The organism is Accumulibacter sp. (assembly GCF_029255285.1).
Lineage (GTDB): Bacteria > Pseudomonadota > Gammaproteobacteria > Burkholderiales > Rhodocyclaceae > Accumulibacter.
In genome coordinates, this window is record NZ_JAPUVI010000022.1 from 28,706 (window position 1) to 48,444 (window position 19,739).

At 65.8% G+C, this 19,739-nt stretch carries 12 protein-coding genes; 6 read left to right on the forward strand and 6 right to left on the reverse strand.

Translation table 11 applies throughout. The features are described from left to right. The first annotated feature begins 87 nt into the window (after positions 1 to 87). Positions 88 to 555 carry a hypothetical protein gene (locus tag Q1M07_RS01625; protein WP_300449715.1) on the forward strand — a complete coding sequence of 156 codons (468 nt, stop codon included), beginning with the start codon at positions 88 to 90 and terminating at the stop codon, positions 553 to 555. Positions 556 to 723: 168 nt separating this feature from the next. Here Q1M07_RS01625 and pfkB read toward each other — a convergent pair whose 3' ends face one another. The 5 genes from pfkB to Q1M07_RS01650 all read right to left on the reverse strand — a co-directional run bounded on the left by pfkB (position 724) and on the right by Q1M07_RS01650 (position 11,713). Next, positions 724 to 1,716: a 1-phosphofructokinase gene (pfkB, locus tag Q1M07_RS01630; protein WP_300449718.1), complete on the reverse strand. Its 993-nt coding sequence runs from the start codon at positions 1,714 to 1,716 to the stop codon at positions 724 to 726. 82 nt (positions 1,717 to 1,798) lie between these two features. Next, positions 1,799 to 2,725 carry a flagellar filament capping protein FliD gene (gene fliD / locus Q1M07_RS01635; RefSeq protein WP_300449721.1) on the reverse strand — a complete coding sequence of 309 codons (927 nt, stop codon included), beginning with the start codon at positions 2,723 to 2,725 and terminating at the stop codon, positions 1,799 to 1,801. 231 nt (positions 2,726 to 2,956) lie between these two features. After that, positions 2,957 to 4,927: a TRAFs-binding domain-containing protein gene (locus Q1M07_RS01640; protein ID WP_300449723.1), complete on the reverse strand. Its 1,971-nt coding sequence runs from the start codon at positions 4,925 to 4,927 to the stop codon at positions 2,957 to 2,959. Further along, a complete protein-coding gene (locus Q1M07_RS01645) occupies positions 4,924 to 10,857 on the reverse strand; it encodes a CHAT domain-containing protein (RefSeq protein ID WP_300449726.1) in 5,934 nt (1,977 codons plus the stop codon). The genes Q1M07_RS01640 and Q1M07_RS01645 overlap by 4 nt, the downstream gene beginning before the upstream one ends. A 13-nt stretch (positions 10,858 to 10,870) precedes the next feature. After that, on the reverse strand, positions 10,871 to 11,713 hold the full coding sequence (locus tag Q1M07_RS01650) for a caspase family protein (RefSeq protein WP_300449729.1): 843 nt from the start codon (positions 11,711 to 11,713) through the stop codon (positions 10,871 to 10,873). 708 nt (positions 11,714 to 12,421) lie between these two features. On the opposite strand from Q1M07_RS01650, the gene Q1M07_RS01655 reads away from it, so the two are divergent. The 5 genes from Q1M07_RS01655 to Q1M07_RS01675 all read left to right on the forward strand — a co-directional run bounded on the left by Q1M07_RS01655 (position 12,422) and on the right by Q1M07_RS01675 (position 17,845). Next, complete coding sequence (locus tag Q1M07_RS01655) at positions 12,422 to 12,979, forward strand: hypothetical protein (protein ID WP_300450210.1); 558 nt, start codon at positions 12,422 to 12,424, stop codon at positions 12,977 to 12,979. 377 nt (positions 12,980 to 13,356) lie between these two features. Beyond that, entirely contained in the window at positions 13,357 to 15,558 is a 2,202-nt protein-coding gene (locus tag Q1M07_RS01660) for an ATP-binding protein (protein WP_300449733.1), read from the forward strand. A gap of 115 nt (positions 15,559 to 15,673) precedes the next feature. After that, on the forward strand, positions 15,674 to 16,435 hold the full coding sequence (locus tag Q1M07_RS01665; protein ID WP_300449735.1) for a cupin domain-containing protein: 762 nt from the start codon (positions 15,674 to 15,676) through the stop codon (positions 16,433 to 16,435). A gap of 64 nt (positions 16,436 to 16,499) precedes the next feature. Continuing rightward, complete coding sequence (locus tag Q1M07_RS01670) at positions 16,500 to 17,579, forward strand: DUF2914 domain-containing protein (RefSeq protein ID WP_300449738.1); 1,080 nt, start codon at positions 16,500 to 16,502, stop codon at positions 17,577 to 17,579. A 95-nt stretch (positions 17,580 to 17,674) separates the two neighbouring features. Next, positions 17,675 to 17,845, forward strand: a complete 171-nt coding sequence (locus tag Q1M07_RS01675; RefSeq protein WP_300449740.1) for a hypothetical protein — start codon at positions 17,675 to 17,677, stop codon at positions 17,843 to 17,845. Between the two features lie 37 nt (positions 17,846 to 17,882). Here Q1M07_RS01675 and Q1M07_RS01680 read toward each other — a convergent pair whose 3' ends face one another. Continuing rightward, positions 17,883 to 19,514: a caspase family protein gene (locus tag Q1M07_RS01680; protein WP_300449742.1), complete on the reverse strand. Its 1,632-nt coding sequence runs from the start codon at positions 19,512 to 19,514 to the stop codon at positions 17,883 to 17,885. Positions 19,515 to 19,739 lie beyond the last annotated feature (225 nt).

The following is a 19,739-nucleotide window of genomic DNA, read 5'->3' on the forward strand; positions in this document are numbered from 1 at the left end:
CGCCGCCCTGCCCTTCGGGTCCGCGACGACGCATTGCGGGGCAACCATGGATCTCAGACCAACCCCAACCGCCAGCCGTCCGACCTGATGACCAAGAAACTGCTGCTTGATGCCGCCATCCTGCTGGGACTCGCCGGAGTCGGCATCGTCGGCTACCAACTGGCTCCCCAGCTCAACCCGAAGACCGACATTGCTCTACCCCTGTCAAACTGCGACCTGGGGCGAGAGTCCTGCGTCGTGATGCTGCCTGATGGAAGCCAGCTCGAGTTCTCGATCGAACCACGGCCGATTCCAGCGCTCAAGGAATTGCGCATGCTGGCGGTTCTCAGGGGTAGCACAGCGCGCAAGATCGAGGTCGATTTCGCCGGCACGACGATGAAAATGGGCTACAACCGCCCGACACTCCAGCGTCAGGCAGGGCGCGGCGATCGCTTCGCCGGGCAGGCCAGCCTGCCGGTATGCCTCACCGGCACCATGGAGTGGGATGCCACGGTGCTGCTCGACACCGGCAACGCAGTGATTGCCGCCCCCTTCCGCTTCGTCACCGGCCGTTGAAGCCAGCCCCATAGAAGACGCGCAACTCGCTGCCGCAAGGCGACCGGAGGAGTCTCCGTTCGTCGTCCAGGCCGTCGGCGAGCCGGCGTCGCGGGTTCTGCCGTAATGCACGACATCCACCCGGGCCGGGGAAGTTTCCTTTGCCATCCACTACGCTTCGGAGTCTGGTCAACCGGCGGCACCTCCGGCCGGCGCCGGCAAGCGCTCCGGCGGCTCGGCCAGCGCCGTTATTGCCACCTGCGCCATCAAGCGCTCGATGACTGCGGGCTTCGGCAGCCACGGCCCGATCCGGGTCAGCGCTGCCGCTGCACAGGCTGTCGCGAAACGGGCGCAATCCGCCACCGACCAGCCGCGCAGCTCGCCGGCGACGAAACCGGCGACCAGCGCGTCGCCGGCGCCGACCGTGCTTCTCACCTCGACGGCCGGCGGAACGGCCCGCAGGAGTTCGCCGTCGGCGACCAGTAGCGCTCCCGCACTGCCCAGCGAGACCAGAACGCCGTCCGGGCCGATGCTTCGCAGCCGATGCCGCGCGCCGATCAGCGACGTCTCGTCCGGCAGCGGCGCACCAAGCAGATCTTCGAGCTCGGCGAGGTTGGGTTTGATCAGCCAGGGTCGGGCACCGGCACCGTGGCGTAGCGCTTCGCCACTGCTGTCGAGCAGCACCCGCTTGCCGGCGACCTTGAGCCGCCTGATGAGACCGGCATAATAGGTGGGGGGAAGGCCGGCCGGCAAGCTTCCGGAAACGACGAAGCAGTCGTGATCGGTACACAGCGCGTCGATCCGCCGCTCCAGCTCGGCGATGTCTTGCGGGCGAGTCGCCGGACCGGGAAAGTTGATCTCGGTGACTGCCGAGGCTCGATGGTCGATGATCTTGACATTGATCCGGGTGCTGCCGGGAACACGCACGAAGGCATCGCCGATTCCCTTGCTGGCAAAAAGTTGATTGAAAAGGCCGGCGTTGTCCCGACCGAGCAGCCCGGTGACGGTAACGCGAAAACCCAGATCGGCGAGGATAGAGGCGACATTCACCCCTTTGCCACCGGGATCGGAGCGTTCCCCGGCGACCCGGTTGACGGTCCCGGTGGCAAAACCGGGGATCGTGACGCTCTGGTCAACCGCGGGATTGAGCGTCACGGTGGCGATGCCCTTCGATGGTTTCATGGGGTTTCGGGCCGCGGAGCGGTACGCCGGGTCACGATCCGCCAGCGTATCGCGCATCCGAATCCTGCGCGTGCAGAGGTTTTCAGGCCCTGGACAGGCGCTCGTAAGCGGCCAGCGCCTGTGCCACCTTCGCCGTCGGTTGGACCGGGTCGCCGCAGCCGAACTCGGCCTGCAGCGCCGGCCGATGGTCGGCGAAGTAGTCGATGACGCCATCGAGATTGTTCAACTGGCGAGGGATGAAGTTGTCGCTCTCGTTGAGCAGTTGCGCCGAGCGGGCGAAGTTGGCGCCGAACTCGCCGATCGTCTCGAGCACAGCCGGCCGACTCCTGGCCAGTGCGGAGTCGAATACCGCCGTATCGAAGCGGGCGCGATTGCTCGTCTCGTCGATCGTGATGCCGAGGTCGCGCAAACCGTGCACGCCGCGCATGGCGCCGTTGAAGGGATTCTCGATGCTCTGCTCAAGTTCGTAGAGCGACACCTCGGCAGCCCGCGTGCCGGCTAGCAAACCACCGGGTTTGACCGTCTCGTCGAAGCGCGCGATCCATTCGTTGTAGCGGCCCACGAATTCCTGCAGTTTGGCCTTGAGGTCGACCGCGCTGTCACCGGCCTTGACCTCGGCGAGCATCTGGCCAAGCGGCTGCAGGCTTGCCACGCCGGCCTGCAGCGCGCTGAGTTCGGCAAACTGGGCGCGGTAGGTGACGTCGCGCCGATTGATGGTGCTCATCATGCGGTAGCCGGCTTCCGGATCGTTGAGGCGGAGATTGCGCCCGAGCGGCGACAGTCCGGTCAAACCCGTGTCGTTGCCCGAGCGGGTCACGGCTTGGCTGAGCCCGACGGCGTCGACGGTCGGCTGACCGAACAAGGTGGTCGCGGCGTCCGGTGAAGCGTTCAGGCGCGCCGACAGCAAGGCCGGGAACCCGTCGGCCACGCCGGCAGCATCGCCTTGCGAAGTCGTTGTGAACAGGCGGAACAGACTGCTGGCCAGGGAAACGGTCGTGAAGGGCGACATGGCATGCCTCGGTGGTCGATGATCCCGTGGTGGCCACCGGGTTGGTGGCTCACGTGACAACAGAAGCAACATCCAGGCCAGATGGAAAGCTGGCGCCGATGCGGCGCCAGCGCCGCTTGCCGGCCCTGGCCACGACTGTCGCTTGCCGCCTGGCAAGCCCGGCAACGGCAAAGATTGCCGCCGCAGGGAAGGCTTCCCTTCGCTGCTCGCCGGCACTTCATCACGCGCGACTCACCACAACGTGCGCGTGTCGATCCAGCTCACCCGCCCGGTCCGCCGTTTGACCTCGTTGTACATGTGCGCCGTTCCGCCCGGTCCGTCGCCACCGCCACCGTTCCACAGGCAGACGAAGCGCACCTTGTGGACACCCCAGGCGAGTGCGGTATACAAGAGCCAGCGGTTGCAGCGTTCAAAGGCATTCGCCTCCTCGCCGCGCGCGCTCTTTGGCAACGGGCCGAGTTCGCTAGGCATGATGCGCGGTGCTTCGGCGAGCGCCGCAGTCAACGCGAAGTAGCGCTGACGCCACTGCTCGCCGTTGCTGGCCGGAAGTATCGAGCGCTCGATGAACTCCGGTTCGTCGAAAGGCAGCAGCAGTTGCAGGCGGATGCCGCGGGCCCGGCAGGCCTCGAGAAACAACAGGTCGCCACCGCTGGCCGCCTGCGCCAGCGCCAGATCGCCGGGGCCGGCGCCGAGTTGGTCGAGCGCCTGCCCGATCTTGGTCGCCGCCAGCGCTTCCCGCTCGGCCGGAAAGCGGGGCGGCTGGCGGCCCGCCGCGTCGATCATGTGGCCGCTGAACAGCAGCACCTGCCGGGGCTCGAAAGGCGGCGCACTGCGCGCGATCTCGCGGTCGACGATGGCCAGCGCGGCGTTTGTCTCGTCCGGACGAAAATCGATGTCGTGCAACAGCGTCAAAGTTTGCCGGCTCGAGTCGAGGGCAAACCAGTCGCGGTTGGCGGCAGCGACCATGTTGCCGTACTCGCGGCGGATGCTGTCGAGCGGATTGACCAGCAGGCACAGCTCGGCGTAGCTGGCGCGCGCCCAGTAGTCCTTGCGGTCGCGCTCCTGCGCCGTCAGGCTGGCCCACAGTACGCCGCCGATGAGGTTGTCGATCACCGTCTGCTGGCTGTCGCCCGCACAATGCCGGCGCAGCAGTTGCAGTGTCAGCGCGTTGATGCCCGAGTAGTGATGCGTCGGATCGGCGACGAAAGCGCGCTGGTAGGGTTCGATCGCCTCGCCGAGTGCCGCGTCTTCGTCCTTCGCTGCGGCATGCATTTGTTGCGGCGTCAGCCCCGGCTGGCGCCAGCGCGCAATCCAGTTCTCCTTCTCGACACGGCCGGCGAGCGCCCAGCATTCGGCGTCCTGCGCATGGTCGTCGGTCAAGCGCTTCACCCATTCGCGCGCTTCTTCGTAGCGTCCCAGGCGACAGAGGCAAACCGCCTTCTTCTCGCGCGCGGCCTTGTCGTCCGGATTGATTTCGAGTGCCCGCTCGAACTGTTCCAGTGCCAGATCGTACTGCTTCAGCTTGAGCAGGGCATTGCCGGCGCTGCGGCGGGCTTCCAGATGCAGTGCCCGCATCGGGGTTTCGTCGGCCAGGACCATGATGTCGCCGGGCCGGTTCTTCTGGCGCGCGACTTCCATGCGGCTGGCCCAGATCGCATAGGCGTCGGAAAACTCGTTGCGTTCGGCAAGCAGCAGCCGCCGCCACTCGGGCTGTTCGAGGTGAGGAATCAACTGGAAGACCGGACTCACCTTGCGTCGCGTCGAACTGGCCAGGCTGGCGCGCACCATCGCCGTGAGCGCCGCGCGATCCTCGCTCAGCGTTGTCGGATCGGGTGCGCCGTCGCGCAGCGAATAGTTCAGCTTGCGGTCGGTGTAGATGTCGAACGGCTGGTAGGGCCGCGGCCCCTGCACCAGCACGACGCCGCGTGCCCGCAAAGCATGGCGCACGCCCAGTTCGTACCAGACGTTGGCGTTGTCCAGCGTCAGGTCGGCAACCACCAGATCGGCGATCAGGAGCTCCTGGAACATGTCGGTTCGGATGTCGCCGGGGCGTGTTTCCTCGTCGGCCCGGAACACTTCGAGGCCGGCCGCCTCGAGCGCCGGACGGATGTACTCGGCGTAGACGCGATTGAAGTCGATCGGCCGACCATCGTGCCCCGGCTTGCTGCCGAAGGGCATGGCGACGAAGGCATGTGGTTTCATTCACGGCCCCTTTCGGGCAAGCGCCGGATCCTGCCGGCAAGAGTCGTCAGGCGACTGGCCGCTTCTTGCCAGCTATCGCTGTCCGCCAGTTGGCGAGCGGCACAGAAAGTCGACAGCAAACGCAACTGGGTGACCACCGAGTCGAGTTTTTTCGGTGTCGCCGGCAGCCCGGCGAGCGCTTCGTCGTAGGCACGGGCCAGTTCGTCGAAGGCCGCCTGCCCGGCGTCGCCGGTCTCCGACAGGCGGCCGTCGAGCAGGCGCTCGACGAGCAGCGACTCGGGGCACATGATCGCATCCCAGAAATCTCCACTGCGGGCGTAGGCTTCGCCGGCCGCCTGAAGGCAACGGCGAGCGAGATCGACCGACGCCAGCCGCTCGGCTTCGTTGGCCGGCCCTAGCAGGGCCGCGATGGCGAGGCGATTGAGCACGTTGTAGGGCCGGAATGTGGCGTCTCCGGGCCTTCCCTCGCCCTGGGCATAAAACTCAGCGCTTTGCGCCAGCGCCGCGTTCATGGCCGTGATCGCCTCGTCGCGCGCCTCCCCGACCGGTGACTCGAGCACGCGTTTGGCAAACAGGCTGGCCTTGCGCTTGGCCGCGCTGCCGCACAGCGCCTGGCGTTCGGAGTGGCTCGTCGCGGCCGCGTCGGCGCGACCGGCAAGCAGTTCCTCGAGTTTTTGCAGACGATGGAGCGCGCTTTCGATCAGCTCGACGTTGTCTGTCATCTCGCCAAGCCGGGCCTCGGCATTGGCCAGTTGCTCGATATCCCGGATCGGTACCCGCCCAGCGCCGTCTTCGGCCTGGATCGCCGCCAGATAGGCAGTGCGCGCCCGGGCGAAATCTTCGAGTTCAAAGCACATCGCGGCCACGGCCGACTGTACCGCCGGCAGCCGCTGCCAGGCAGCCGGACAGCGTTCCTCAAGCAGACGCTGCAGGCTCTTCTTCATTGCCGTGAGCTGGCGTGCCGTCTGCCGCTGCGTCGCCCGCGCCAGGCTCGCACGCCGGCTGAGCAGTTCGTCGAGCAGTTCGTCCGGCGAAGCATAGTCATACTCGTCGTCGGCCGGGCCGGCGAGACGTGCTTCGGCCCGCCAGCCGGGGTCGCCGTAGGCCTGGAAAGCGCCCCAGGTGATGTCTTCCGGTCGGGCTTCCCAGACGGCCCGGCGGGCGGCGAAGACCGCTGTACCGAAAGTGCGCCGTTCGAGCAGCAGGCTGCGGTAGAAGGTCTGGCCGAAAATCATCGCCCCCTGGTCGTCGATCGCCCAACCGGCGACGACGACGCAACGCACGCCGATGGCGATCAGCTCGCGCGCCACGCTGGCGGCCAGCAGATTGCCATCCTCCACCGTGCGCGACGCGACCGCGGATCCGGCACGGTCGGCGTCGACCTTGCCGAGATGGCAGCAGCTCAGGAAAACGAGCTCAGGAACCGTCTCCATGGCGCGGATCTCGGCGGCGGTCAGCAACAGGCCATCGGACAGAACGACGCCGCTGCGCCGCCCGCCGGCGACGTGCGGCTGGTCGAAGACGCCGTGCGCCGAGACGTGCAGCAAGCGATAAGCCCGCTGGTACAGACGCGTGAGCACGTCCGCGGCGCGGCAATCGCGGCCGATCGCCTGCACCACTTGATAACCCAGGCTCTGCAGGATGGTGGCGACTTCGTTGGCCTCGCTTTCGGCGCCGGCGAGATCCGGCGGCTCGCCCGCGTCGGGGTGGCGCGGATCAGGAAAGGCTTTGGCGAAACCCTCGACCGACGGATTGCCGACGACCAGCGCTTGGCGCTCGAAACCCTGGCGCACCTGGCGCCGGAACTGCGCTGCCGCGAGTTGCCGCACCACCGGCGTGCGCACCGCGAGCGGCAGGCCATTGCCGGACTGGCCGGGCTGGTCGGCGAGCATCAACTCCCAGGGCAAATTGGCGGTATAGTCGTCGACCATCAGGACGATGCTTTCGAGCTGGCGCAGCGCATCCTTGAAGTCGTGCGGGATCATCGACTGAAACAGCAGGCGACCGAAGTCCTCCTGCCAGCGCGCGCTCTGGATTTGCTGGCGGACGAGACGCTCGACGAGACCCGGCTGGCGTTGATGGACAATCGTTTCGGCACGCGCCCGCTGGCCGACGCAGAGAAAGCGCAGGCGTTCGGCGATCGCTGTGCGCGGCTGACCGGCGGCCGATTCGCCGGTCGGCGCCGCGCGATCTGACGCCGGAGCCACAGCGGATGGCGGCGCAACGGTCGGCGACTCACGATCCGGCCGGCTGGCGTCGGTGACCATCAGCCGTGGCCAGTAGCTCTGTGCGGCGCCATCGAACAGACGCTGGCGGAGTCCATCGCCCTGCTCCAGTTCCGGGCGACACGCCAGGACCATGGCATGACGTCGGGTCAACTCGGCAAGCCGCGCGGGCATCTCGCGCAACGCGTACACGGCGGTGATCGCGGTGTCCTGATACAGCTCGACGATGTCGACTCGGCCGACGCGAATGGCCAGCCGCGTCGTCTCGTGGAAACGCGCATTGGCTTCGATGACGCCGCGCAGCAGGGCTTCCACCGACGCCGCGACCGACAGGCTGGCCGACGAGTTGTAGCCCAGCAGCAGCGTCGCCAGAGGCAGCTCGCGTTCTTCCTTGCCAAGCACGTCGATCACCTGCAGCAAGTAACGCAGGACGCCGGCGCGTACCGCTTCGGTCAGCGTGTCGACGCTCAGGTTGCCGTCGTAGGCGCCGAGGCCGCAGACCACGGCGCCTCTCAGACTGCCACGTCTTCGCTCCTGTTCGTTGGGCGCGCGCAGGACGACTGTCGCCGTGCCGCGCGGGCCGGCGTAAATACCGAGCTGATAGCGCTGACTCAGATCGCCGTCCAGCAGTTCGCGATCGACGAGCGCTTCGGCGCCGGCGATCGGATCCTGCTCGTAGTGGCCCAGCAATACCGGCTGTGTCAGGAAGCGCAGGTCCATCGCCTTGACGCCGACCGTCAGCCGGCGTTTCGGTCGCGCCGCCACGCGGGTGCGCGGCGCGCCGCCGAGCAGGCCACGCGCCATCGCCTCGCTGCCGGCGAGCGTCGGCGGTCCGGCGTCGTAGGCCACCGGCAGCGGCGACTCGCCGCCGCGCAAAGCTGGCGGACTGCGCAGCAGGCCGGCTGTCGCCCCGCTCTGCAGCAACTCCCCGAGCGCCGGAAAATACTCCCGGGTCGACGCCAGATCGCCGTGTCTGACCGGCATGTAGTAGTAGCTGCCGATGTTCCCGATGCGCCCGGAAGCCCAGGTGACGACGCCGTCGCCCTGCGTCGTGCCGACCAGCCGCAGGCGCGTCGCCTCCTCGCGCAGGCCGCAGGGGGTGTGGCGGGCGACGCCGAAGACGTAGATCGTCTTCGCCGCCCAGGCCTCCGGCAGCGCCGGCGGTCCGTCCTTTTCGCGCTGCCAGAGCCAGCTTGCGGCGTCGAGTTCGCCTTGTGTCGGCGTCGCCGACTGCCCTTGGCCAAACCAGAGGTCGGTGACTTTCTCCCGCAGGCGCTGCCAAGTTTCGGCGGCCTGGAAATTCGGCTTCGCATCGCCTCCTCCGGGCTCGCCCTGGAAGCAATCGACGAAGCCCGGCCGGGGCAGCAACTGCAGCGCGCCGCGGAAACCGGCCACGATCCCGAGCAGCTCGCGCAAGCTGTGCCCGACGTCCAGACGTGCCAACGAACGCAAGGTGTCGCCCTTGCCGAGCAGATTCTCGACCATCGAGTAGGTGCCCTGATTGGGCGTCCCGAGCATCACGAAACGGGCGCCGTCGCGCGCCATCAGCGCATCGATCACCGCCGGCCGCTGGTAGTGGCAGGCGCGGACGAGCAAGCCACCGGCGCTGTGGGCGAGCAGACGGACCGGCTGTTTCGTCTCGTCGAGCAAACGGGCGAGGAAAGTGGCGAGCCGTTCGGCGAGCACGTCGAGCGGCTGCCGCCAGTCGTAGGCGAAGCGCTCGACGCGCTGGCTGCGCGCCAGAAAGGCGCAGAGATCGGCGTAGAACATGGCGAAGGGCTTTTCCGCCTCGATCCCCGGCCGCCCCCAGGCGATCTTCGCCAGCCCGCCACCGGCGATGTCGAGCGGATCGAACCACACGCGGTCGCGGCCGTTCAGCCACAGATGCGATCCCATCAAACCGGGTAGGAGAACGACGACCGGTCGATCCGGAAACCTGGCAGGCAGCGCGCCGCGCGTCACTTCATCCGCACCCGGCGGCTCAAGGTCGGCGAAGGCGCCCGGCAAGGGCTGGAAAGCTGCCAGCGACCGCGGGTCGCCGGCAACCAGCCAGTCGCGCAGTGCGACCCGCGTATCGGCGTTGGTGAAATAGCGGAAATGCGAAACCTCGGGGCCACGCTCGAAGAGCGCGCGCGCCTGCGCCTGCGGTGCGATACCGGCGAACATCGATGCCGTATCGACCACCAGGTCGTTGGCCACACGATCGAAGAAGACGAAATCGGTCAACCACACGCCGAGCCGTTGCCACAAACGGCCACCTTCGATATCGCCGGCGATCACCGCCATGTCGACTCCCGCGCGCACCGGCGCGTCGCGCAACAGGCGGGCGAGCGGCGAGTCGGGCAGCATCGCTTCGATACCCGGTACCAGATGGGCGTTGGTGCGTCGGCGTGCGATCTCGAGCACGACGCGCTTGAACGCCGAATAGATCGGGCTGCCGAAAAAGCAGGGCAACTGGCCGATCAGCGTCAGCACGCCGGACAGGAAGAGATCCAGATTGCCGCTCGCCAGCTTGCTCCCCTGCGCCGGGCTGGCGACCCTCAGGTAGCGTTGCACGACGAGCTGGCGACGGCCCAACTCGCTGGCCAGTTGACGCAACTGCGCGCGCTGCGTGGCGTGCGCGTCGTCCAGCTGCTGGCGAACCCGTTGCCCCTCCTCCTCGTCGGCGTCGCCGGTGCCGGGCAGATCGGCCGTGTAGCGATCGATCAAGGGGTGGAAGCTCGCCAGGCACAGCAGGTCGGCGATCAGACCGCCGCGCGAATGCGAAACGACGCTCACCTGCAGGCCGTCCGGCAACGCGGCGAGCAGGTCCAGCGCGTTCTCGATCGGACTCTCGGACAGCGTGCGGTGTTCGAAGGCGTAGATCCCGCCGGCGAAACGCCGTTCGAGTGCGCTCCACAACTCGCCGTGATCGGCCAGCAGCTCGCCGAAGCTGCTGCGCGCACTGGCCCCCATGCCGTGGATGAAGACCAGCACCGGCCAGCCTTCGGCGGCGGCCCGGCGCAACCCCTCCTGGGCGCGCGCCAGTTCCCGCTTCGCCCATCCTTCCCGGTCCGCGGCCGCCTCGGGCGCCGCGCTGCCTTGCCCGTCGTCCCAACAATACAGGCCCGGCTGGCGATCGAGCCGACGCTCGATCGCCCACATCAGCGCCTTGGTGCCCAGCCAACTGACACCGAGTTCGGCCAGTTCCTTCAGCTTGTCGCCGGCGGCCTCGCCGAGCCGGTCGGCGATCAGTTCGGCCAGCTTCTCGCGCGCCTGGTCGATGATCGCATCGCTGTCGGCACCGACCGTGAACACGAAAACCCGGTTCACCAGTCCGCCGACCGCCTCGCCAACCCACCCGCGGGCCGCGCTGCTGTCGTCACGCAGGCGATCGAAGAGAATCTCGCCGCCGCCACCCACCAGTTCAGGCCGGTTGCGTTCGAGCGACGCCTTGAGCCGCCCCGCGCTGCTGATCAGCACCCCGCCATCGGCCAGCTCGATGAGCAGCACTTCGTCGTCCTGCGTCGCGTAGCGCTGCGCCGCCGCCCCGGCGCCGCGCGCAACGGCGCCGACCTCGAAGCTGGCCCTGGCCTGCAGATAGCCCTCGGGCAGGAAGGGATCACCCGGCTCGCCGGCCGAACGGCGAGCCGATTGCAGCAGCGCCGGCAAACGGGGCTCGTCGCTGCGCCGGCCGCTCAGCTCGAGGGTGATCGTCTCCGCCATCGCGCGCGCCGCCTCAGCTGAAGATCTTGCGCTTGCGCGCGTCGGCGGTGCCGACGATCTGCGGGCTCTGCGGGTAAGACGCCGACGGCAGGAAGCCCGGAGTGATCTTGGCGTACCAGTTGGCGTAGGTCGCGTTCGCCGGCAGCGAGCGGAGCGCTTTCAGCGCGTAGTAGGTGAAAGCACCGCAGGGACGGCCGCCGATTCGCGCATCGTAGCTGAAGTTGTTCGGTCCCTCCTTGCAGCCGGCAAGCAACAGATCGCCCGTCTTGCGCGATAGTGCCGCGGCAAAAGGCGAAGCGCCGGCACTGACCGGCACCGTCGTCAGCGGCTGACCGCTGATGCCGCGCGGCAGGCGGTCGGCCGGCAGCCAGTTGCCCATCGGCATGAAGCGCGGGCGCGGCGCGTCTTCGGCATCCGGGTCGGCCGCCGCGGCACGCGTCACGGTACCCGAATGGCAACTGTCCGAAATCAGCACCAGGCGGACGCCCGCCTTGCGCGCGCTGAACAGCTCGTTGATCTCGTCGTCGAGCAGTGCCTCGCCGCTGGTCTGCAGGTCGTAGGGGCAGAGACCCTCGTCGAGGCCGTCGACCTCGTCGCCATTGGTATCCGGCACGTAGGTACCGTGCCCGGAATAGGTGATCACCACCACATCGCCGCTGGTTGCGCTGGCGATCAGCGTCTGTATGCCGCCGACCATCGCCGCCTTGGTCGCCTGGCTGTCGAGCAGCTTGCTGACCGAAAATCCGCGCGCCGTCAGTTCGGCCGCCCAGTCGTTGGCGTCGTTCACACAGCCGCTCAAGTCCATGTGCGTACCGGGATAGTTGTTGATGCCGATGCAAAGTGCACGTTTGCTCATCGCTGCCTCCTGATGCTGGATGATGGATCGGGGTGACGGACTACGAAAGCAGTCTAGCAAGGCTTGAGTTAATAGGAAACCTGCGCGCTTCGGCGAGCCGCGGCGTGCTGGCAGTGTGGGTAGCCACTTGGTAAAGGTCAGCCCGCTGGAGCAGTTTGCCCCGAATACAAGAAGCCGGAAAAAAATTTGTTCCCACGCTAAACTGCCTATCAAGGCCATCGCCTCTCTCGTTCGGTCGGCGCAATGACGAACGCATTTCACGGAACCGAAACGACGCCTGGCTGACGACCCGTGTGACAGAAAGTGCAGGGAGTTGATCGCTTTCTTCGGAGCCCTCATAGCCAAACTCGCGAAGGAGTTGACACGATGGCACAGCGCGTAAGACATCATCCCTTGTCTTCAAAGAATCAACCGAAGGGTCAAGCGGCGCCCCTTGCGTCCCCTCGATTCTCGCCACTACCAAGCCCCCGTCTGCTCCTCGTCTCCCCTCGGCTCACCGAGTGCGACGACGACTGGATGATGCGAAGAATTTATCGCAACTTGCCGGCTGGATCCCACGACCCCGATGGAATTGCCGGAGGCCATTTACAGACAGAACGTCGTACTGCCCGCTCAGCCCCTCCTTCGCGTTGCTGCGCGCATTGAGCACAGAACCGTCTGCAATTCGTATAGCCCGCGCCTTTTCCCGATTACCAAAACATGCATCTCATGAAAAACACTCTGCCCGTGCTGAAAACGTTGGCCGTCGCCCTGCCGTTCGGCCTCACGGCTTTTCTTTGCGTCTTCGGCAGTCTCACGCTCCAGACACCGGGTACGGAAATGATCCTGGACCCGCGCGAGATATTCGTCGTCCTCGGCGCCGCGCTGACCGGGCCGCTGGGCGCACTACTGATTGGCACACTGGCCGGCATTTATGACCCTGTGCCCGACGTATATCCGGTCACGATCGCGATGCATGTCGCCGGTGCTCTCTGGATGGCTTTCGCCTACAAGAAACTCGTTTTCGAAAACATCACCTCCTGGCTCTTATTTCCCGCGTGGAGCGGGCTGGTCGCGGTTTATTATTTCGTAATTTTGCTTCCGGTCATGGTCTTCGGGAGCAGTCTTTCTCCCGAACTGTTCGCCCACCTATTCCCCGACAATACTCCACCGCAAGCGCTGCTCGCATTTTATGGCTTGGCATGGCCCGAGTTCATTCTGACTTCCGTTACCACGACAGCCATTTTGGCGTTGCTCCCGAAAAGGTTGCGCAAGCCTCGGTGGTGAACTCCGCTCCCGGCTTACCGTGACGTCTCTTGCTCATCGCCGAAGGACGCTCCAGGTTGCGCTAGGCGGAAAGCGTCCTGCCTTCCTGCCTCGCGTACCTCATCTGCACGTCTATGCTGGCAACAAATCGTTACCTACGTTAAGCTCGTAGCCCAAGTCCCCCCAGCCATCGCCCTTCGTTCGACCAATGCCTTGACAAAGCCATCTCAAAGAATTGAAGCGGTGGTCATCCGCCGCCGGATTCGCAGCCTTGACTGACATGATCCCGAGGTGCTACCAATATTGCATGAGGACATGCGGCACTTGAATCAGCGCTTCCTTGGCGAAGATCAGGGTGAAGCCAGTTGTCGTACAGATTCCTGCGAAAGCGGCTTGTCATGAAGTCCCTGTGGGCCGCCACCAAAGACCGGATCAGCCTACTCGCCATTCGCTTGGGCCTTTGGCTGATTCTATTGCTCAGCCTTCCCCTGCTGGGCATCGTGATCTTTTCGTATCATAATCTCGAAAAAGTTCTCGTGGGCATGTCGAATTCGGCCCAGTTGAAGTACGCTCGCTTGCTGGCGAGTCAAATCGCCAATACCAATCTTCAAGCAGAGGTGCTGTCGAAAATCGTTCAAAACGCCAGCGATGCGGGAGAGCTGATTTTTTTGATCGACGGATCCGGGCGTTACTTGGCTCATTCCGACGTTTCGAAAATCGGATCGTTTCTGCAAGCCGATTATTCAAAGCTGATCACGGAGCCGATCCTTGCCGGAAAGGAAGGCTCCTTCCACGATTTCTCCCGGTCGTCGCTGTTGTTTTCCTATTGTCCTGTCGCCGGAACGGGGATGATCGTCGTGATAGTTGTCCCGCGTGACGACATCGCGGACATCGCCAAGGAGTTTCTGGCAAAAATCGCATCTCAAATCGGTCTCATCGTGGCTCTGATTTCGGCTGGCGGCGTAATCGCGATCTGGCTGCTGATCGGCTCGCCTACCCGCAAGCTGGCGGCTGCAGCCATCCGAATGACGAACGGCGAGTGGTCTGCCCGCGTCGATCCCGAGGAAATGATCGACGACCTCCAGATACTGGCGGCAACTTTCAACGGCATGGCCGAAAGGCTACAGCAGCTCGTGTCGAGCTTGATGGAACTCAACCTGACGCTGGAAGCCAAGGTCTCCGAGCGGACAGCCGAACTCCAAATCGCCAAGAATGCGGCGGAAGCGGCCAATCAAGCCAAGAGCGTCTTTCTGGCCAACATGAGCCACGAGTTGCGCACACCGCTGAACGCGATCCTGGGTTTTTCCGCGCTGCTGCGCCGAGAGGCCGGCATGGGTGGCCGCCAGCGTGAGCATCTCGACATCATCAACCGTAGCGGCGAGCATCTGCTGGGATTGATCAACGACATTCTTGACATGGCCAAGATCGAAGCCGGACGCATCCAGCTAGAGAAGGCGCCATTCGACCTCCAAAGCCTGGTGCATGACGTCGTCGGCATGATGGGGCAACGCGCCATGGAAAAAAGTCTCGAACTGCGCTTGGAACAATCCTCGCCAGTGGCTCGCTACCTATGGGGCGACGAAACGCGATTGCGGCAAGTACTGGTCAACCTGCTCGGCAACGCCATCAAGTTTACCGATCAGGGCTCTGTCACGCTGCGTCTCGCATCCCCGCCGAACCCGAACGGTCCCCGGCTGCGGATCGAAGTCGAAGACACCGGTCGCGGCATCGCTCCTGAAGATCAGGCGCGTGTTTTCGAGTCCTTTGTGCAAGTGGGCAAAACGTCGGCCCAGAAGGGTACGGGGCTAGGCTTGACCATCACTCGCCAGTTCGTTGAGCTGATGGGCGGGCGGATCGGCGTGACCGGCCAGCCGCGCCAGGGTAGTTGTTTCTGGGTCGACCTGCCGGTCGAGCCGGCGGCAGCCCACGAGGTGAGCGCACAAAAAGACAAACGCGGCGAAGTGCGGGGTCTCGCGCCTGGCCAGCCGAACTGGAAAATTCTGATTGTCGAGGATCAGCCGGAAAACGCCCTGCTGCTGAATTGGCTGTTGGAAGACATAGGTTTTCAGGTGCGCACGGCGGCGAATGGCGTTGAGGGAATCGAACAATTTCTTCAATGGCGGCCACACTTCATCTGGATGGATTGGCAGATGCCGAAGATGGGCGGACTGGAAGCGACGCAGAGTATCCGGAGGCTGGAGGGGGGGCTGGACGTCAAGATTGTCGCCCTGACCGCCTCGGTATTTGCCGACCAGCGAGGGGAAATCCTGGCAGCGGGGCCGGACGACATCCTCCACAAGCCGTTTCGACCGAACGAGATCTTCGACTGCCTGGAACGGCTCCTGGGTGTGCGGTACGTCCACCAGGAAGGTGCAGCAACGACACCCGCCGCGGTGGAAACGCCACTGGATTGCACTGCGCTGCCTGAAGATCTGCGTCAGGAGTTGATCGACGCGCTGGTGATATTGGACACCATGCACATCGACGCGCTGATCGGTCGGATCGATGAGCTCGATGCGGCGTTGGGTCAATCCCTGCGCCGGTACGCCGATGCCTTCGATTTCGGGTCGATCGAAAAAGCGTTGCGGAACGCGGTTTGAAATCTGGTCGTATCAGGGCCGGGTTACAATGCATCCGCCGGAAGCGGCGGTAGTAGCGATGTATGATGGCCTTCACTCTCGTCAGGGACGAGTCCCAGGCCTGAGGAGGGCGATCATGGCGTTGCCACCGCACATCGCTTGTCGCCCATACCCCGAAATCGCCCCGATGACCGAAACCCCTCCCCCGCCCGTCAGCCACCTCAATGACCATTTCGACCAGCGCGTCGTCGAGCACGCGGCCGACGCGCGCTGGCTGCCGTCGCCGCAGCCGGGGGTCGAGCGCCGCATGCTCGATCGCGTCGGTCGCGAAATCGGTCGCGCGACGAGTATCGTGCGCTATGCCGCTGGCGCCGCCTTCCCCACGCACGTACACGGTGGCGGCGAGGAGATCCTGGTGCTGGACGGCGTTTTTTCCGACGAGGACGGCGATTACCCGGCCGGCAGCTACCTGCGCAACCCGCCCGGCTCGCGGCACGCGCCTTTTTCGCGCCACGGCGGCACGCTGTTCGTCAAGCTGTGGCAATTCACGGCCGGCGACCGGCAGACGCTCCGCATCGACACCCGGACCGCCGGATGGTTGCCGGGAGTGGTCGCCGGACTTTCGGTATTGCCGCTGCACGAGCACGACGGCATCGAGACGGCGCTCGTCCGCTGGGCACCGGAGACGCGACTGGCGACGCATGCCCACCCAGGGGGCGAGGAGATTCTCGTACTCGACGGCCTGCTTCACGACGAGGATGGCGACTACGCGCCAGGGAGCTGGCTGCGCAATCCGCGCGGCAGCCGGCACACGCCTTTCACTGGCGCCAAAGGGGCGCTGATCTACGTCAAGGTCGGGCACCTCGGCGCCCAGTTGCTCGTCCCGGAAAGCGTCTGATGGCCGGCCTCGCCGCGGCGCGCCGCCCGCCCGACGCCCGCCCGCCGGCCGGGCAACGCAGATCTTGAACGCGCTCCCGGCGTGGGTCTTGCTGCGCCGCCTGTATCCGGTGGCGGCCTTCCTCGCCGGTTTCGTGTGGGATGCGCTGACCATCGGCCAGCGCATCCGGGTGGTCGATTTCTGGCGCCTCGGCGCATTCCTGCTCGGCGCGGCGCTGCTGACGCTGTGGCTGGCGCGCCGCGAGGCGCTCGGCCTGACGCCGCCCGAGCCCGACCGCTCCTTCGCCGGCCGCTGCGGCGCGCTGGCCTGGCAGGCGCCCTACCTGCTGCTGCAGTTCTTCTTCGGCGGCATCTTCTCGGCCCTCTTCATTCTCTACTTCAAGAGTTCCGGCCACCTCGGCACCTGGCTGATGGCGGCTTTTCTCGGCGCCCTGCTGGTCGGCAACGAGTTTGCCGGCGAGCGCTACGGGCGGCGCTTCACGCTGACCTGGGCCTTGTTTGCGCTGAACGCGATCCTGCTGTTCAATTTCGCTCTGCCGCACGCTCTGGGCAGCCTCGATCCGCTGTGGTTCTACGCCTCGACAGCGGCCGGCGTCGTGCTGACGGTCGGCCTGCGCTGGCTGGCACCTCGCCGGCCGGGGCGCATCGCTCCGGCCTGGGGGCTGGCGGCGATACTGATGCTGGCCTTCAGTTTCGACATGATCGCGCCGGTACCGCTCGTCAAGCGACAACTGGCGGTCGGTCTGGATTTCGTGCAGGAGCGCGGGCGCTACGCCATGCAGGTCGAACGCCCGGCCTGGTGGCAGTGGTGGCGCGATCAGGCGAGCACCGTCCATGTACCGGAAGGCGGCCGGCTGTACGGCTTGTCGGCGGTGTTCGCGCCGCTCGGCGTCACGGCGGCGCTCGAACACCGCTGGGAGATCCTCGATAGCGGCGGCTGGCGGGTCGTGTACCGCCGGCCTTTCCAGAGCACCGGTGGCCGCGACCGCGGTTTTCGCGGCTACTCCTGGGTGCTCAATCCACCGCCCGGCGACTGGCGTTTCATCGTCGCCACGCAGGACGGCCGAACGATAGATATTCTTCGCATCCGCGTCGAGCGAGGCACGCCGAAGCGCGACAAGCTGCTCGATCGAAATTTCGACTGACTTTTCGCAATACTGGACATAAATACAGTTATCGATTACGATGACTCCCGTCACGTTGCATCGCAATCCCTTCATCCCTGCGGAGGAGTCACGCAATGAATCGTATCCAGAAGTGGTTTGAGCAGATGGCGGGTGTCGGTCTCGAAGAGCGCCAGCGCTGGATGCTGGCGCGAGAGATCTTCGGCCGGCGGCAGTTCGACGTTTCGACCTTGCAGAAACCGGCCTGCTGGCGCCGGCGGGCGCGCGCTTACGGCGCCTGGCGCTAGCCCCGACGACGGAAGCGCGTACCGGCCGCGAGATTCGTCAGTAGAACGACGGCCGCCAGCCACCCGCTGGGGGCGGCTGGCCAGGTACCGCCGGCGTTGCCGCCGGTGCCGCTCCAGCCGCGTACTCGGTCAGTTCGATGCGCTCGCCGCTGAGCAGCGTGCCGCCTTTGCGCACCGTGTTCTCCATCGCCAGGAAACCGCGCAGGCGTTCCGGCGCGACCCAGGCGGTGCGTTCGAGCTGGGCGCCGCTCGCCAGGTCGACACCGCGCGCTTCGATGCGATAGCTGTCGAAAGTGCCGGCCGGCAGCGTGATCCGCTCGCGGGCAGCGACGCGCAATTCGAAGCGAATGCTGACCTGCCGACCATCCGGCTGGCTGACGATGAACTGTGCCGGCCAGCGTTTACCGAGTGCATAGTCGTTGATGAAGAACTGGTACGGAGTCCAGCGCGTCCCGTCGGGGGCACGCACCTGGTTGCCGAACAGGTCGGTCACTTTGCCGCCATCGTAGTGGACTTCGTCGCCGACGATGCGCAGAACGGTATCGCGGCTGCGCGCCGTCTCGGTTTGCCGGAGCAGATCGATGTGGCGATAGGCATAGCGCTCGCCAGGACGGAAAGGAAGCGCCTGGCCGCTGTACGAAGCGGTCCTGCCTTCGCCGGCGGCGACGCACATTTCCGGGCCGAGAGGCGGCGGCGGGGCGGCCTGGACCGGTTTCTCGCCGCGTTGGCGCAGCACCAGATCGAGCCGATGCTGAGCCAGCTCGGCAAACTTGCCGCTTGGCCGCTGCCGGATGAAGGCTTCGAGCGGCTCCGGAGTGCTCGCCTCGCGCAGCGTGTTCCAGGCCGCCAGGTCGGCTTCGAATTCCTTCTGTTCGCGGCTCAGGTCGCGGACGCTCGCACCGACGAAGGCGAAATCGCCTTCCAGCGACGTGCTTTCCCAGGGAATCTGCGCTCCCGCCGAGGCGCGCCGCACGGCCAGCCGGACGCGCTTGAAAACGTCCTCGACCGGCGCGCCGGGAACCTTCATTTCCTTCAATAGGTTTTCCGTGTACAAGCCGTGCTCGCCTTCGCCGTCGTCGGCCGTATTGCCGGGCGCCGTGGCGTAGGCCAGCAAGGTACCCGGCGGCGCATCGAGCTGCGAGAGCCCACGGTCGTCGGTGCGGAAGTCGCGGCCGAAGGGATTGTTGCGACAGGCGTCGAGAATCACCAGATTGAGCGGATTGCGCGCCCGGCCGAGGCTTTCGAGCAACAGGCCGACGTCTACGCCCTGCGCGGCGATGTCCGCCGGGCGCTGAATCCGCGCATCGACCGGCAGCATGAAGTTGCGCCAGTTGAGCTGCACGCCATGACCGGCGTAGTAGAAGACGCCGACCGCACGGTTGTCGCGTGCAAGCGCGTCGCCGAAGCCGCGGATCGCCTCCTGCAGCTCACGCCGTGGCGCGTCGATCTTGAGATCGACGCGGAAGCCGGCTTCGCGCAGGCGCGCGGCGACGGCGCGCGCGTCGCCTGCCGGATTGACCAGCGGCGCCGCGCTATAGGCGCCGTTGCCGACCACCAGGGCGATTCGTCCGCTGACCGGCTCGGGCGGCGCGGCCAGGGCGCATGGCGGGAGGAGCGTGAGGCAGGCGCCGAGGGCGATGACTCGGTGAATGGGCGGTCGGGCTGGCATGGTCGTCCTGTCTCCTGTGGCTGATCTTCGCTGACGGACAGCGGGTGGCGGAATCGATTCCTGCCGTCATCATGTGAGCGGCAGGAAGTGGTGGTTTGTTGCAGCGTACTGGCCTATTCGTCAACTTCAGGTGAGACCTCTTTGCTTCCCACTTCGTGCTTTCGCGTTCCCAGTAGCCGTTGGCGATCAACCATTTCATTGGTGACGCTTGAACGTACGTGCATG

Excerpts from the sequence above, each read along its gene's own strand:
- Q1M07_RS01625 (WP_300449715.1), top strand. The coding sequence starts at position 88 with ATGACCAAGAAACTGCTGCTTGATGCCGCCATCCTGCTGGGACTCGCC.
- Q1M07_RS01680 (WP_300449742.1), bottom strand. The coding sequence starts at position 19,514 with ATGCCAGCCCGACCGCCCATTCACCGAGTCATCGCCCTCGGCGCCTGC.
- Q1M07_RS01665 (WP_300449735.1), top strand. The coding sequence starts at position 15,674 with ATGGCGTTGCCACCGCACATCGCTTGTCGCCCATACCCCGAAATCGCC.
- Q1M07_RS01660 (WP_300449733.1), top strand. The coding sequence starts at position 13,357 with ATGAAGTCCCTGTGGGCCGCCACCAAAGACCGGATCAGCCTACTCGCC.
- Q1M07_RS01645 (WP_300449726.1), bottom strand. The coding sequence starts at position 10,857 with ATGGCGGAGACGATCACCCTCGAGCTGAGCGGCCGGCGCAGCGACGAG.
- Q1M07_RS01640 (WP_300449723.1), bottom strand. The coding sequence starts at position 4,927 with ATGAAACCACATGCCTTCGTCGCCATGCCCTTCGGCAGCAAGCCGGGG.
- fliD (WP_300449721.1), bottom strand. The coding sequence starts at position 2,725 with ATGTCGCCCTTCACGACCGTTTCCCTGGCCAGCAGTCTGTTCCGCCTG.
- Q1M07_RS01655 (WP_300450210.1), top strand. The coding sequence starts at position 12,422 with ATGAAAAACACTCTGCCCGTGCTGAAAACGTTGGCCGTCGCCCTGCCG.
- Q1M07_RS01675 (WP_300449740.1), top strand. The coding sequence starts at position 17,675 with ATGAATCGTATCCAGAAGTGGTTTGAGCAGATGGCGGGTGTCGGTCTC.
- pfkB (WP_300449718.1), bottom strand. The coding sequence starts at position 1,716 with ATGAAACCATCGAAGGGCATCGCCACCGTGACGCTCAATCCCGCGGTT.
- Q1M07_RS01650 (WP_300449729.1), bottom strand. The coding sequence starts at position 11,713 with ATGAGCAAACGTGCACTTTGCATCGGCATCAACAACTATCCCGGTACG.